Annotated in this window: 12 protein-coding genes; 6 read left to right on the top strand and 6 right to left on the bottom strand. The window is 61.3% G+C overall.

The window, feature by feature from the left end:
* Position 1: 1 nt before the first annotated feature.
* The 5 genes from JBE38_RS27100 to JBE38_RS27080 are packed head-to-tail and all read left to right on the top strand — an operon-like array spanning position 2 to position 6221.
* Positions 2-1219 carry a glycosyltransferase family 4 protein gene (locus tag JBE38_RS27100; protein ID WP_205345556.1) on the top strand — a complete coding sequence of 406 codons (1218 nt, stop codon included), beginning with the start codon at positions 2-4 and terminating at the stop codon, positions 1217-1219.
* A complete protein-coding gene (locus JBE38_RS27095; RefSeq protein WP_205345555.1) occupies positions 1210-2313 on the top strand; it encodes a glycosyltransferase family 4 protein in 1104 nt (367 codons plus the stop codon). Before JBE38_RS27100 ends, JBE38_RS27095 begins: the two co-directional genes overlap by 10 nt.
* A gap of 2 nt (positions 2314-2315) precedes the next feature.
* Entirely contained in the window at positions 2316-3743 is a 1428-nt protein-coding gene (locus JBE38_RS27090) for an O-antigen ligase family protein (RefSeq protein WP_205345589.1), read from the top strand.
* A 2-nt stretch (positions 3744-3745) separates the two neighbouring features.
* A complete protein-coding gene (gene murJ / locus JBE38_RS27085; RefSeq protein ID WP_205345554.1) occupies positions 3746-5155 on the top strand; it encodes a murein biosynthesis integral membrane protein MurJ in 1410 nt (469 codons plus the stop codon).
* Positions 5156-5177: 22 nt separating this feature from the next.
* Positions 5178-6221 carry an acyltransferase family protein gene (locus JBE38_RS27080; protein WP_446731258.1) on the top strand — a complete coding sequence of 348 codons (1044 nt, stop codon included), beginning with the start codon at positions 5178-5180 and terminating at the stop codon, positions 6219-6221.
* A gap of 59 nt (positions 6222-6280) precedes the next feature.
* Here JBE38_RS27080 and JBE38_RS27075 read toward each other — a convergent pair whose 3' ends face one another.
* From JBE38_RS27075 to JBE38_RS27055, 5 genes are all read right to left on the bottom strand, one after another.
* The gene (locus JBE38_RS27075; RefSeq protein WP_090372196.1) at positions 6281-6856 is read right to left on the bottom strand and encodes a DUF4174 domain-containing protein; all 576 of its coding nucleotides are present in this window, start codon (positions 6854-6856) and stop codon (positions 6281-6283) included.
* A 165-nt stretch (positions 6857-7021) separates the two neighbouring features.
* Positions 7022-7654: a glutathione S-transferase family protein gene (locus tag JBE38_RS27070; RefSeq protein ID WP_198763182.1), complete on the bottom strand. Its 633-nt coding sequence runs from the start codon at positions 7652-7654 to the stop codon at positions 7022-7024.
* 16 nt (positions 7655-7670) lie between these two features.
* A complete protein-coding gene (locus tag JBE38_RS27065; RefSeq protein ID WP_205345553.1) occupies positions 7671-8249 on the bottom strand; it encodes a GNAT family N-acetyltransferase in 579 nt (192 codons plus the stop codon).
* A 73-nt stretch (positions 8250-8322) separates the two neighbouring features.
* Positions 8323-10680, bottom strand: coding sequence for a DNA polymerase II (locus JBE38_RS27060; protein WP_205345552.1), 2358 nt, complete (start codon positions 10678-10680; stop codon positions 8323-8325).
* 118 nt (positions 10681-10798) lie between these two features.
* On the bottom strand, positions 10799-11266 hold the full coding sequence (locus JBE38_RS27055; RefSeq protein WP_090372204.1) for an SRPBCC family protein: 468 nt from the start codon (positions 11264-11266) through the stop codon (positions 10799-10801).
* 101 nt (positions 11267-11367) lie between these two features.
* Between JBE38_RS27055 and JBE38_RS27050 the strand changes: the two genes are divergently transcribed.
* Positions 11368-11766, top strand: a complete 399-nt coding sequence (locus tag JBE38_RS27050; protein ID WP_090372473.1) for a GFA family protein — start codon at positions 11368-11370, stop codon at positions 11764-11766.
* A gap of 22 nt (positions 11767-11788) precedes the next feature.
* Here the strand turns inward: JBE38_RS27050 and mrdA are convergent, their stop codons facing one another.
* On the bottom strand, positions 11789-13681 hold the full coding sequence (gene mrdA / locus JBE38_RS27045; protein ID WP_205345551.1) for a penicillin-binding protein 2: 1893 nt from the start codon (positions 13679-13681) through the stop codon (positions 11789-11791).
* Positions 13682-14118 lie beyond the last annotated feature (437 nt).

Raw genomic sequence — 14118 nt, 5'->3', positions numbered from 1 at the left:
CATGCGCATTCTATGGATACTGCCCTACTCGCCCTGGCCCGCCACCAGCGGCGGCAAGACGCGCCAGTTCCACTTGCTGCGCAGCCTGGCCGCGCGTGGGCACAGGATCACGTTGTTGCTGCATGACAAGCACCCCGTGTCGCTGACCGATCGCCAGGTGCTGGAAGCCTTCCTGGAACAGTTGATCATCCTGCCGCGCCGCCCACTGCGCAGCGTGAAAACCCTGGTGGCCGGGCTGTTTGCGCCCTACCCGCTGCTGGCCAGTGTCAATGGCTTGTCAGGTGCACTGCAGGATACCTTCGACCCGTTGCTCAATGAGCATTGGGACGTGGTGCAGATCGAGCACTCCTACACCTTCCAACCCTATGAAGATGCCCTGGCGCGCAAATCCCAACCCTTTGTGCTGACCGAGCACAACGTGGAATCGGCGCTGGGCGCAGCGACGTACGACCGCCTGCCGCGCTGGGCGCTGCCCTTCATTCACTACGACCAATGGCGATACAGCCGCTGGGAGCGCCGCGTCATGCGCCAGGCCGCCCAGGTGGTCGCGGTCACCGCCGGCGACGCGCAGGTGCTGGAGAACATCGCCGGCAAGCCCGTGCCCGTAGTGGTCAACGGCGTGGATTGCGCGCATTTCGCCGGTGCCCGTCCTGATCCCGCGGCGCGCCGTGTGCTGTTCCTCGGCAATTATGAATACGCTCCCAATGTGGACGCGATCGAATGGGCGTTGGATGAAATCCTGCCCAAGGTCTGGGAGCAATGCCCGGATGCGCGCATGAGCGTGTGCGGCTTCGGCATGCCCGGCAGCTGGCGCGAACGCTGGCAGGACCCGCGTATCGAGTGGCAAGGTTTTGTGCCGAACCTGTTGGCGCTGCAATCGAGTTGCTCGGTATTCCTGGCCCCGTTGCGTCATGGTGGCGGTTCCAAGCTCAAAGTACTCGAAGCCCTGGCTGCGGGGTTGCCGTTGGCCAGCACCGAACAAGGGGTATCGGGCCTGGACCTGGTCGAAGGGGTGGATTATCTGGGCGGGCAGACTGCCAGCGGCCTGGCGGATTCAGTGGTGCGCCTGCTGCAATATCCCGCAGCGGCACTGCCCATGGGCGAGGCGGGCCGCGCCTATGCACGCCGGGCCCATGACTGGAGTGTCGCCGCCGGCCAGCTGGAGCAGGTGTACGCGACGCTCTCGCCGCTCAATCAAAAGGAGCCCACATGCGTGTAGGTCTGGATTACCGCACCGTCGGCACCTCGCCGCAATCGGGCATCAGCCGTCAGGTGTATGCGCTGGAAAATGCGCTGTGCAGCCTGCCGGGTATCGAGCTGGAGCGTTTCACGGTGGCCCCGCTGGGCGATGAAACCCGCTTGCGGGCCCACTGCCCGGCCTGGGGCTGCGCGAAAACCGCGATGCATCAGCCGCAGAACCGCCTGCGTTTCGAAGCCGGGTTCCTGCCGCGTGCCTTGCGTGAGCAACACATCGATGTGTACATCAGCACCTTCAATATGGGCCTGCCATTGCCCCCCAAGCCCAAGGGCATGCGTACCGTGGTGCTGTTGCATGACCTGTTCCAGATTACCTTGAACAACTACCACGCCAACCGTCTGAAGGCCTTGATCTACAAAACCAGTGATCGCGTGTCGATTGCCTACGCGGTGCACAGCGCCGACCGCGTGTGGACGCCCTCACAGTACAGCGCGGATGAAACCGTACGCCTGTTCCCCAAGGCGGCGGGCAAGATTCGTGTGCTGCCCAATCAAGTCGACGGGTTTGGCGAACCGCCGGCAGACCTCAGCGCCTATCAACTGCCGCAGCGCTACTGGCTGCTGGTCGGGACTCGCGAGCTGCGCAAGAACGTACCGTTCCTGGTGGAGGCCTGGCAGAAAGCCCGCCAACAATCGCCCAATGTGCCGGAGTTGGTGCTGGTGGGCAGCCTTGACCACCTGCCCGAGGCCCAGCGTACGCTGCCGGGCATTCGTGCACTGAGCGGCGTGTCGGATGCCCAGTTACATGGGTTGTACCGGCAGGCATTGCGCCTGTGGCAACCGTCCTATGCCGAAGGTTTTGGTTTACCGGTCATCGAAGCGCTCAGTGTCGGCACCCCGGTGGCCGTGGCCAGCGGTACGTCGCTGGATGAAATCACGCCACCGTCGGCGGCGCGCTTTTCGCCCACCGACAGCGCAGCGCTGACCGCCTTGATGGTGAACCTGAGCCAACAGCCCGATGAAGACTCATCCGAACAACATCGCCATTGGGCGCAGCGTTTCAACCACCATGCCTATCGCCGGCGCGTGGCCGAACTGATCGAGGAACTCACGTGAGAATAACCCTGGCAAGCCTCGTTGCGATTCTGTTCGGCCTGCTGTTCGGCGGGCTGGCCCTGGCACTTTCACCCGCCAAGGCATTCCTGGCCGTGGTCGGCCTCGCGGCGGCCGTGACCATCCTGCGATTTCCGTTCTGGGGCTTGCTGCTCTTCGCGCTGGTGGCGACGTTCATGCCTTATTCGACCATCAACCTGGGGATCCGCAGCACGGTGAGCGAAGCGATCCTGGCGCTGACCTGGGGCGCCGTGATGTGGCACAGCTTCCTGGCCCGCCTGCCGGACACGCCGATCCTGTCACGCCGGCCGACGGACCAGATGCTGCTGTGGCTGATGCTGTTCAGCGTGTTCCCGTTCATCGTCGGCCAGGTCAGCATCCAGGCCGAGAGCAGCGGCGTGGCCAACTGGTTGCGCTGGTTGCTGAACCTCTCGGGCGTGTTCCTCACCGCCAAGTTGCTGGTGGATCAAAAACGCCGCGAAGCCTTGGTGATGGCCTTGCTGCTGGGCACCCTGGCAATGCTGGTGATGTCCATCGCAGTGTTCATCCGCACACGCTCAGGGGCCGGGATTGCGCCGATCCTGGCGCTGCTCAATTACGGCAACTTTGACATGTTGAAATTCGGCCTGGAGGCGATGTCGTCACGCATGGGTTCGCCGTGGATGCACCCCAATGCCATCGGCGGGATCATGGCCCTGCTGTTGCCGCTGGCATTTTGCTTCGGCATGACCGAGCGCGGCTGGAAGCGTGCGCTGGGCCTGGGCGTGGCATGCCTGGGGGCGGCGGCGTTGCTGCTGGCCAGTAGCCGTGGGGCAATGGTCAGTCTGGCGTTGGTGTTGATCTGGATGGCCACGCGCCGCGTGCCATACACCGGACGCCTGCTGATGGTCGGCGCGGTACTGACCGTGGCGCTGGTGATGGCCTACCCGCCATTGCAGGACCGCCTGGCGACGATCTTCTCGTCGAGCAACGCCAGTACCGAGGTCCGTGTCGATGAATACCGCATGTTCCCCCAAGCAGTGGCGGCCTATCCGTTCGGTATTGGTTTCAAGGTCGATCCGCCCGTGCCGGGCACGCACCTGCTGGGGATTTCCAACCTGTGGCTGAACTTCATCTACAAGACGGGCATCGTCGGCATGCTGCTGTTTGTAGCGGTCACCGTGCGCTGGTGGCGTGAAGCACGCCCGGAAGCCGGCCCGATCCGCCTGACCAAGGACAACGCGCTGTGGCTGGGTAGCACGGCGGGGATTCTGTCAGCGTTGGTCAGCGGTCTGTTTGACCACTACTTCAGTTTTGCCGTGGTGATGGTGGCGCTGTTCTGGCTGATGGTGGGCATCAACGTGCTGGAAGCACGCCGCCTGTTTCCGGCACGCCTGCCGCAGGACAAGACCGTGGCGTATCGCAAACCGTTGCTTGACGGCGTGCGGCCTTAAGCATGCTCGGTTCCGCCGTCTGGCTGACCCTGGCGACCCTGCTGGGCCTGTGCCTGGGGTTCGCGCGCGAGTGGCTGCTGGTGGCGGCCTGGGGCGCCGGGGAGCGCAGTGACGCCTTCCTGATCGCGCTGTTCTTGCCTGAGGCGTTGCGCATGTCGTTGGCCGGTGGTGTGTTGAGCGCCGCTGCGTTGCCGCTGTACCTGCAACGCAAGGACAGCGAACGCCTGGATTGGCTGGCGGTGTTGTTTCCCGCGTTGCTGCTGATTGCGCTGATGACCAGCCTGTTGTTGACGCTGTTGGCCCCCTGGCTGGTGCAGCTACTCGGTCCGGGGCTGGCGGCCAGCGCGACAGCCCTGGCGGCGAGTAATTTGCAGGTCGTGGCTTGGTGCGTGCCGGGCTTGATGCTGCATGCGCTATTCAGTATTCCGTTGCAGGCAAGCGAGCGCTTTGTGCTGGCGGGCTTGGGCTCGCTGTTGTTCAACCTGCCGCCGGTGACTTACCTCGCGCTGGCAGGCACCGCGACTGAACCTCGCGCACTGGCCTTGGCCTGCCTGGCCGGTAGCCTGTTGATGCCACTGGCCTTGCTGCCGTCGATCTGGCGCCAAGGCTGGCGGCCATGGCGCTGGCAGTTGAGCATCACGCCGTTGCAGGAGCTGGGGCAACGCATCGGGCCACTGCTGCTGAGCAACGGTGCCAGCCAAGGTTTGGCGCTGATCGAGCGGCTGGTGGCCTCGCTGCTGGGGGAAGGCGCGGTAACGTGGGTCAACCTGGCGCGCAAGTTGATGAACCTGCCGCTGATTGCACTGATGAGCCTCAACCAGGTGCTGCTGGGCATGATGAGCCGCCGCCAGGGCGATGAGCGCCTGGCTTTGCTCAAGCGCGGCCTGGAGACCGCCAGCGTGTTGACCTTGCCGGCCGGCGTCGGCCTGGTCGCGGCGGCGCCCAGCCTGGTCGCCCTGCTGCTGCCCAAGCAGTCGGCGGATTCACCGTTGCCATTGCTGCTGGCCTGGTTCGCCGTACCGCTGGTGTTCGGCGCCTGGAACGCCCTGCTCGCGCGCTATGCCTACGCCGCCGGCGACACGCGACAGCCGCTGCGGTGCGAGTTGCTCGGTAGCCTGGTCAATGTGCTGTTGCTCGCGGCCTTGCCCTTTGTGTTTGGCCTGGCGGGCATTCCGCTGGCCGCATTGGCCGGGGTGATGTGCACGGCACTGTTGCTGATGCAGCGCCAGGCATTGCTCGCCGCCCTGCCCTGGGCGTGGCAGTGGCTGCTGAGTGCGTTGGTCATGGGCGCGGCCGCGCTGGGGCTGTTTTCAATTGAAGGCGTGTGGCTGCAACTGGGGCTGAGTACCCTGGCAGGCACCGTGGTGTTGCTGGGCATGGGGCTGTGGCTGAAGCCGTGGCGCAAGGCATGAATGATCGATCAGGAGTCGTTACGTGAAACAACGCTGGATTCAAATGGATATCGCCAAAGGCATCGGCATCCTGGTGATCGTGTATGGCCATAGTTGGTTTGTCGCCAACTCCCTGGACCTGCTCTATCCGATACTCGCCTCGTTTGTGTTGCCATTGTTCTTCTTCCTGTCCGGCGTGTTTTTCAAGCCCGAACAGCCGTTTGTGGAGATGGCGGTGCGCAAGGCCGATGGCCTGCTCAAGCCGTTTTTCTTCACCATGCTGACGTATGTGCTCGTACGCGATTTACTGCGCGGGCAGCCCCTGTTGCCGGATGTGGGCGGTGTGCTGTACGCCTCGGTGGACACGATCCCGTGGCAGGCGTTGTGGTTTTTACCGCACTTCTGGGTGGCGATTCTGTTCAGTTGGTTAATGCTGCGCCTGATCCAGCATCTGAAGTTGCCGTTGCTAGCGAGTTGCCTGCTGATGGTCGCGCAACTGTTGCTCGGCATCTGGGTACTGCCGTGGTTCTGGCAAGTACCGGTGACCATAGGCGGGCAAACCTGGACGATGCCTGGCCTGCCCTTCAGCCTCGAAGTCACCCTGATCAGCAGCACCTATTTTATCTACGGTTACCTGCTGCGCGACTGGCTGCGCAGGCATGAGGGCTCGCTGCTGACCCTGGTGATTTCCATCGCCCTGTTCGCCGCCGTGTTTGTTTACAGCCGCGACACCATGGACCTGGCGCAACGGCGCTATGATCACTGGTTGTGGACCAGTCTGCTGGCGGTGATCGGCGTGTATATGTGCTGGGCGCTGGCACGGGTGCTGATGGTATCGCCTCTATTGACCCGGATGATGACGTATATCGGCCAGTCAACGCTGATCGTGTTGATCTTTCACGGGGAAATCCAGCACAAGGCCGTGGACCTCATGGAGCGCCTGGGCCTGCATCCGTTCATGTCGGCCTGTCTGGGCCTGGTGATCGCGGTGGTGGTACCGCTGATGATTGGGGAAGTGATCAAGCGTGTGGCGGTCTTGCGGTTCTTCTACTTTCCGTTTCCGGTGCGCAAAGCCCCGAAAAGTTGAAAATACCACTCATACGATGTGGGAGCGGGTTTGCTCGCTCCCACACTTGTCATGCATGTTCAGTCATCAAGTTGTGACGCGGCGGGCTTACTGCCGGGCTTGGCCGATTTGGCGCCCTTGGCTGGAGGCGCTGCGGCAGGTTCCGGTTCAGCCGGTGCCGCAAGGTCTTTTTCGGCCTGGGGCATCTGGTCGATGGCGCTGAAGAATTCCTTCAAGTCGAGGGTATCCGGTGGCACGGTCTTCTCGATTTTTTTCTCGCCGTCCTTGCCGATCAGGATCACCTTGGTGCCGCTGCCGGCACCCAGCTTGAGGGCCCGGATCAACGCATTGGTTTCCGGCGGCGTGAGCTTCTTGTTGTCCTTGGCTTCCTTGGCAAACTTTTCCCCTTCGGCGCCGATGCTGCCGAACTTCACGGTGTAGAACACCATATTGCGTTCTTCGAAGGATTGTTTGGTGGCGGGCTCGCTCAGTTGTTTCTGGAGAGTCGCCAAGGTGGAGTTTCCGGAATCAAGCTCCACAACCACCAGCGGACGGGACTTGCCCATGTCTTGCTTGAGCGGGTTGATATCCTCAGCGGCCAACAGCGGCCCCGTTAAAGCCATCAAGGTAGCCAGGGTCAGCGACCGGATGAGCATGCGCACCTCCTTTGAGTTCCATGCAGGGTTCTTGAGTTTCATGTGTGCGACAGTCAAATTCAAGGATGATTCCTACACCGCTTTACGAAAGAGTAGGACAGGACGCCCACGACGCAAGGGCTTGGATGGGGTCAGGCGCCATTGTTTCTTCTGATTGCGGAAACATTATGAGACTTCCCACAGAGGCCAATGCCGGGCGAACACTGGTGCCACGATGGGGTCGGCATCCACTTGCGCCAGGCTCTGGGCGAAGCTTGGCGCCAAGGCGGTCAATACCTCACGCGCCTCATCCCAGTGCGACACCGCGGCCGCCATAATGCCCAGGGCGTTCGGCACATTGCCGGGGGCGAACAACTGTTCGGCAAATTGATCGGCGAACACCACCCAGGCTTGATGCAGATAGCGTCGCGTACCACTGACCAGTTGCGCCTGCAGCGCCTCATCCGCATTACCCAGCCAGCGCTGCGGATAATCGATGATGCCGATCGCCGAGTAGCAATTGGCGGTTATGTAGAGCAGGCCGCGCAGGATCTGCGCGCGGTTGCCGGCCAATAGATCCGACGCGGGAAACGCCAGGCCCAGGTAGATCAGGATGGCAGCGCTTTCGGTCAGCACCTGCCCATCGGGGGTGACCAGCGTGGGAATCTGCTTGAGTGGGTTGATACGGGCCAGGGCTTCTGTGCCCTCGCCCTCCTGCCAGGAGCTGGCCTCTACCCGGTGCCACGGCACCGCGCAACGTTGCAGGGCAATTTCGATCATGCATGAGCCGGAATCGTCGGTACCGTAGAGCGTATACATGGGCGTTCTCTCTGGTTTATCGCACTAGTCTGGCCTGCAAGTTCGCCTTCACCTGCGGCCACTCCGAATCGATGATGCTGAAGCGCACCGAGTTGCGCTTGCGCCCGTCCGGCATGATGCGTTCGTGACGCACGATGCCTTCCTGCACGGCGCCCAGACGCAGGATGGCTGCGCGAGAGTTTTGGTTGAGTTCGTCGGTGGTAAATTGCACGCGCACGCAGTCGAGCACATCGAAGGCGTAGCTGAGCAACAACAGCTTGGCCTCGGTATTGATTGCCGATTTCTGAGTGGATTGCGCCAGCCAGGTGTGGCCGATCTCCAGCTTGCGGTTGACCCGATCGATCTTCCAGAAGCGCGTACTGCCCACGACCTCGCCAGTGCTCTTGCGCACGATGGTGAAGGGCATGACCGTACCGGCATGACGCCCGGCCAAGGCGGTCGCCATGTACGCCTCGATGGTGTCCGGGCCGGGGACGTTGGTAACCTTGAGGTTCCATAACTCACCGTCGGCGGCGGCCTGGAGCAAGGCCGCTGTGTGTTCGAGCTGCAAGGGTTGGAGTTCGACGATAGTGCCGGTCAAGGTGATCTGGGTCATGGAGAGCTGCGCCGTCTGCGAGTGGTCGTCAGAGGGCAAGAGTGCAGGCTTGCGCGGCGCTTCGGCAAGTGTTTTAGAACAGGCCCATTTGCCCGCCGACCAGGGTGCCGAAATCGTCGTTGACGAACGGCAGGATCGCATCGGCCACCGGCTGCAATTGCCGTGTGACGTAATGGTCGTAGTCGATCGCCGCCTGCCGCACCTCCAGCGGTTCCGGGCCGTTGAGCGTGATCACATAGCTGATCCAGCCACCGCGTTGGTACTGCCGCGGGCGGCCCATGCGGTCGTTGTAGTCATCGGCCAGGCGTGCAGCGCGTACATGCGGTGGCACGTTGCGTTCGTAGTCATCCAATTGACGACGCAGGCGCTTGCGGTAGATCAGCAGTTCATCGAACTCACCGCTCAAGGTGCGCCGCACGTAGTCGCGCACGTAGTCCTGATGGGGCTGGCGATGGAAGATGCGCCGGTAGAGTTCCTGCTGGAACTGCCGCGCCAGGGGCGACCAGTCGCTGCGCACGGTTTCCAGGCCCTTGTAGACCATTTCCTCACTGCCGTCCTCGCGCACGACCAAGCCCGCGTAGCGCTTTTTGCTGCCCTCCTCAGCGCCGCGAATGGTCGGCATGAGGAAACGGCTGAAGTGCGTTTCGTATTGCAGTTCCAGGGCACTTTGCAGGCCGAATTCGCGGTGTAAATGCTCGCGCCACCAGTCGTTGACGTGCTGGACCAGCGCCTGGCCGATGCGGCCGGCATCGGCCTGGGAATGCGCCTTGCCCAGCCAGACAAAAGTGGAATCCGTGTCACCGTAAATCACCTCGTAACCCTGGGCTTCGACCAGCTTGCGCGTCTGGCGCATGATCTGGTGCCCACGCATCGTGATCGACGAAGCCAGCCGCGTATCGAAGAACCGGCAGCCGCTGGAACCGAGCACTCCGTAGAAGGCGTTCATGATGATTTTCAGGGCCTGGGACAACGGAGCGTTGTGTTCACGCTTGGCCACTTCACGGCCTTCGGAAACACGAGCGACGATGGACGGCAGGCAATGGCGGGTGCGAGAGAACCGCGCACCGCGAAAGCCTTCCACTGACGCACTGTCTTCGGGGTGCTTGAGGCCTTCGATCAAGCCTACCGGATCGATCAGGAAGCTGCGGATGATCGACGGATAGAGGCTTTTGTAATCCAGCACCAATACCGACTCGTACAGGCCGGGACGCGAGTCCATGACAAACCCGCCGGGGCTGGCCTGGGGTGGTTTGTCGCCCAGGTTCGGCGCGACAAAGCCCTGGCGGTGCATCAGCGGCATGTACAAATGGGTGAAGGCGGCGACGGAGCCGCCGCTACGGTCGGCCGGCAACCCAGTGACGCTGGCCCGCTCCAGCAGGAACTTGAGCAAGTCGGTCTTGGCGAAAATCCGCGTGACCAATTCGCAGTCCTTGAGGTTATAGCGTGCCAAGGCGGGCTTGTCCTCGGCAAACATGCGGTTGATTTCGTCCATGCGCTGATAGGGTGTGGAGATGTCCTTGCCTTCGCCGAGCAGGGTTTGCGCGACGTTTTCCAGGCTGAAGGACTCGAAACTCCAAGTGGCCGAACGCAGTGCCTCGATGCCGTCGATGATCAACCGCCCCGCTGCCGCCGCAAAGTAGTGATTGCGGCTGCCGTGTTCGCGCCACGTCATGGTTTCACCGCCGCGCCCCAGCAACAACGGTACATTGAGACGCTGGGCGTGCTCATGCAGCACGCGCAGGTCGAACTGCACCAGGTTCCAGCCGATGATCGCATCGGGGTCATGGGTGGCAAGCCACAGGTTGAGGCGTTCGAGCAGTTGGGCGCGGGTCTCGCAGTAGTCGAGCTTGAAATCTACCGCAGCGGTTTTGTTGGGTGGGCCGAGCATGTACACCTGACGCTCGCCGCAGCCTTCCAGAGCAATGGAATAGAGATCGCCCTGGGCGGTGGTCTCGATGTCGAGGGACACCAGCTTGAGCGGCGGGCGGTAGTCGGGCGCGGGTTTCATCTGCGCATCGCCCAACACGCCCGTTGCCTCAGGTGTGCCACCGAACCACACGGGCGCGGTGATGAAGCGCTCCATCATGTAGCGCTCCGGTGGGCGTACATCGCCTTCGTAGACATCGACACCGGCGGCACGCAGGCGCTTTTCCAAGTCCATCAATTGGCGATGCTGGCGAGTGTAGAGGCCCAGCACCGGACGATGATGAAAGTCGCACAACTGCAACGGGCGCAATTCGATATCACGCTCGCCCTTGAGCAGCCAATCCAGCGGCTTGCGATGGACCTGAGGAATGAACATCACCGAGGTCTGCACGGGCAACCGAATACACCGCGGGCCATGGTCCGTGGCCAGCCAGAAACTGACCTCCGTGCCTGCCGGAGTGTCGCGCCAATGCCGGGTCAGGACAAAACCCTGCTGTAAATCCAACGTACCGCACCTCAGGAATCGCTTTCAGAGCGTGATTCTACTCGGCATTCGTCTCTACACGGCACGTTTACGTGCGATTCAGGCATCGCCGGCGGCAGCCCGCCGCAACCCGTGCGGTTCACGCCCGATGGGCTTGGCCCAGATAAGTCTCTATGTTGTTCATTTGCTCGTCCCAGCCACGGGAGTTCATCTTGAAGGCTTTTTGGCGGCGGGCGGCAGGGATAGCATCAAACCCGGACTCGACAACCCGCAGCAGAATGCCCGGCGCACGGTCCTCTAGGGTGAACTCCACCAGTGTCGGGGACTCCTTGTCGTAGTCGATGTCCTGCTCGACCGCGTAAGGATGCCACCAGAAGGAAAACAGGGTTTGCGGCAGGATGCGTTCGATCCTGGCCTTCCACATCACATGTTCGTAACCAGGGTAAGTAATCGGGGCTTCGATGGTTTCACCCGCGGCGAAGCTCTTGCCTTTGAGGGCGATGCCGAACCAACTGCCAAACTTTTCGGCGTCGGTCAGGGCCTCCCAGATCTGTTTGCGTGAAGCGTTGAGCAGGACTTTCCGTTCGATGCGATCTAATACAAGCATAAGTCACCTCCTCCATTGACAGTAGGCGACATCGATCAATGCGCAACCTTGAGTTATGCGCGATGATAGTGCCCCTACCCTCGACACGGCCGCTGTACTTTATGACTGACCCGTTGAACGGAAGTTGCTTCTGCAAAGCTGTGCGCTATCAGGTGGACAGCCTCGACATGCCTATCAGCCATTGCCACTGTGACAGTTGCCGCAAAACCCATGCAGCTGCGTTCGTCGCCACTGCCGGGGTGATGCGTGAGCACTTTCGCTGGATACAGGGTCAGGAGCTGCTGTCGACGTTTGAATCGTCGCCGGGCAAGCTGAGACATTTCTGCTCGCGTTGCGGATCACATCTGATGGCGGAACGCGGGCATCAGCCCCATGTGATCGTGCGAGTGGCGACGCTGGATGATGACCCAGGCGTCAGGCCCACTTCGCATATCTGGACGAGCCACGATGTGCCGTGGCTGGCTCATGAGGGTTTGGAGTGCGTGGCGCGACCAGCCTGATCCTGTCCTGTCCTGGCCCGGCTTAGACGTGCGGGTCGCCCGGGGCTTTGGCCGGCGCGGCATATTGGGGTTTCAAGTGCCCCTCTTGATCGAGTAGCCAGGCGTCCATGATCTGACGTACCACGGGGCCGGCGACTCGGCCACCGGCCTCACCGTTCTCGATCATGACCGAAATGACGATCTCCGGATGTTCCGCCGGGGCAAACCCGACGAACAAGGCGTTGTCGCGATGGCGCTCCAGGGTTTTGTTACGGTCGTAACGTTCGCCTTGTTTGATCGCGACCACCTGCGCCGTACCACTCTTGCCGGCGATGCGGTATTGCGCACCTTGCGCCGCGGCCCGTGCGATACCTCGCGGGTCGTGCATCACAAGCTGCATGCCGTGGTTGACCTGTTCCCAATCACGCGGGTCCTTGAGGACTACGTTGGGCATCGGATGTTCATCCACTGGCGGCACACCGTTGATGGTCTTGGCCAGATGCGGCCGGTTCCACACACCTTTGTTGGCGATCAACGCGGTGGCTTGGGCCAATTGCAGTGGCGTGACTTGCATATAACCCTGGCCGATACCCAGGATCACGGTTTCCCCCGGGAACCAGGGTTGGCGACGTGTGGCGCGCTTCCAGGCTTGAGACGGCATCAGGCCAGCAGACTCCTCGAACATATCCAGGGAGACTTTCTGACCAAGACCGAATTCCGCCAGGTAGTCATGCAACCGATCAATCCCGAGTTTGTGGGCCAGGTCGTAAAAATAGGTGTCGTTGGAACGCATGATTGCTGCGTCCATATCCACCCAGCCGTCGCCACTGTGATTCCAGTTTCGGTATTTGTGGTCAAAGTCGGGCAACTGATAGTAACCAGGGTCGAACACTCGGGTTTGAGCGGTGACGACACCACTGTCGAGACCGGCGATGGCCACTTCCGGCTTGATGGTCGAGCCGGGCGCGTAAAGACCGCGCAACACGCGGTTGAACAGCGGACGGTCGATGGAATCGTGCAGCGCGGCGTATTCCTTGAAGCTGATACCGGTGACGAACAGGTTCGGGTCGAAGCTCGGCTTGCTGACCATGGCGAGCACCTCACCCGTACGTGGATCAAGTGCCACCACCGAGCCACGACGGTCGCCCAGGGCCTCTTCGGCGGCCTCCTGGAGTTTGACGTCGAGACTCAGCACGATGTTTTTGCCGGGGATCGGGTCGGTGTGCTTGAGAACGCGTAATACGCGGCCCTGGGCGTTAGTCTCGACCTCCTCATAGCCGACATGGCCATGCAGCTCAGACTCATAGAACCGCTCGATGCCGGTCTTGCCGATGGACTGGGTACCGCGGTATTCCACAGAATCGAGGGACTTGGATTCTTTTTCGTTGATGCGACCGACGTAGCCGATCGAATGAGCGAAATGCGGGCCCAACGGATAGTGCCGCACGAACTGCGGCTCAACGTCCACGCCTGGCAGACGAAATTCGTTGACGGCCAAAACGGCAATCTGTTCTTCAGTCAGTTCATAAAATAGCGTGACGGGCACAAACGGATGGCGCGCTTGTTTCAGCGCCTTGTCGAACACTGCACGATCTTCGGCGGGTAGGTGCAGCAGATTGATAATGGCATCCAACTCGCCCTTGAGGTCGGTAGTACGCTCACGGGTGATCGTCAGGTTGTAGCTGGGGCGGTTATCAGCCAGCACGACGCCGTTGCGGTCATAGATCAAACCGCGGGTCGGCGTGATTGGCAGTACGTGGACCCGGTTGTTTTCTGAAATCGTGGAGTGGTAGTCGTATTGCACCACTTGCAGAAAATACAGGCGGCCCACCAGAGCACAGGTGATACCAATCACCAGCAGCGCGCAGGCGAACAGACGCTTGTTGACCAAACGGTTTTCTTTTTCGTGATCTTTGATCGGTATCGCTTCAGGCATTTCTACAGCATCTCGTTGAAGAGGGTCGACGCCGCATCCTGCGGATAAAGATCAATCCTTGTGAAAATGTGCTGCACCATACCAAAAATGCAGAAACACTTTGCATCGATTTCCCCAACGGCATGTGTTTTGTCAGGTGAACACGGACTTTGGCTCTCGAAAGGCTTCAAGCCATAGGTGGCCATGTTTGCGACCGATGCCCGATAGGTTAGGCGCGCGGGGCTCGTGGGATGAGTAATTGTGCTGACACACGCGGCTCAAGACAATTAGCTTGAACCCACTGGGCGCCGCGCCGCAGCCAGCTTGCCACTTTTCGATCGCCCAAAACAAAACCCCATCTGCTTTCGCAAATGGGGTTTCGGAATTTAATCTTGACGATGACCTACTCTCACATGGGGAAACCCCACACTACCATCGGCGATGCATCGTTTCACTGC

This window comes from Pseudomonas sp. ICBG1301, assembly GCF_016918385.1.
Lineage (GTDB): Bacteria > Pseudomonadota > Gammaproteobacteria > Pseudomonadales > Pseudomonadaceae > Aquipseudomonas > Aquipseudomonas palleroniana.
This window is presented reverse-complemented; position numbering and strand designations above follow the sequence as displayed.

What these genes read in the sequence shown, in the direction of transcription:
- JBE38_RS27100 (WP_205345556.1), top strand. Translation starts at nt 2, where the DNA reads ATGCGCATTCTATGGATACTGCCCTACTCGCCCTGGCCCGCCACCAGC.
- JBE38_RS27095 (WP_205345555.1), top strand. Translation starts at nt 1,210, where the DNA reads ATGCGTGTAGGTCTGGATTACCGCACCGTCGGCACCTCGCCGCAATCG.
- murJ (WP_205345554.1), top strand. Translation starts at nt 3,746, where the DNA reads ATGCTCGGTTCCGCCGTCTGGCTGACCCTGGCGACCCTGCTGGGCCTG.
- JBE38_RS27075 (WP_090372196.1), bottom strand. Translation starts at nt 6,856, where the DNA reads ATGCTCATCCGGTCGCTGACCCTGGCTACCTTGATGGCTTTAACGGGG.
- JBE38_RS27070 (WP_198763182.1), bottom strand. Translation starts at nt 7,654, where the DNA reads ATGTATACGCTCTACGGTACCGACGATTCCGGCTCATGCATGATCGAA.
- JBE38_RS27065 (WP_205345553.1), bottom strand. Translation starts at nt 8,249, where the DNA reads ATGACCCAGATCACCTTGACCGGCACTATCGTCGAACTCCAACCCTTG.
- JBE38_RS27055 (WP_090372204.1), bottom strand. Translation starts at nt 11,266, where the DNA reads ATGCTTGTATTAGATCGCATCGAACGGAAAGTCCTGCTCAACGCTTCA.
- JBE38_RS27050 (WP_090372473.1), top strand. Translation starts at nt 11,368, where the DNA reads ATGACTGACCCGTTGAACGGAAGTTGCTTCTGCAAAGCTGTGCGCTAT.
- mrdA (WP_205345551.1), bottom strand. Translation starts at nt 13,681, where the DNA reads ATGCCTGAAGCGATACCGATCAAAGATCACGAAAAAGAAAACCGTTTG.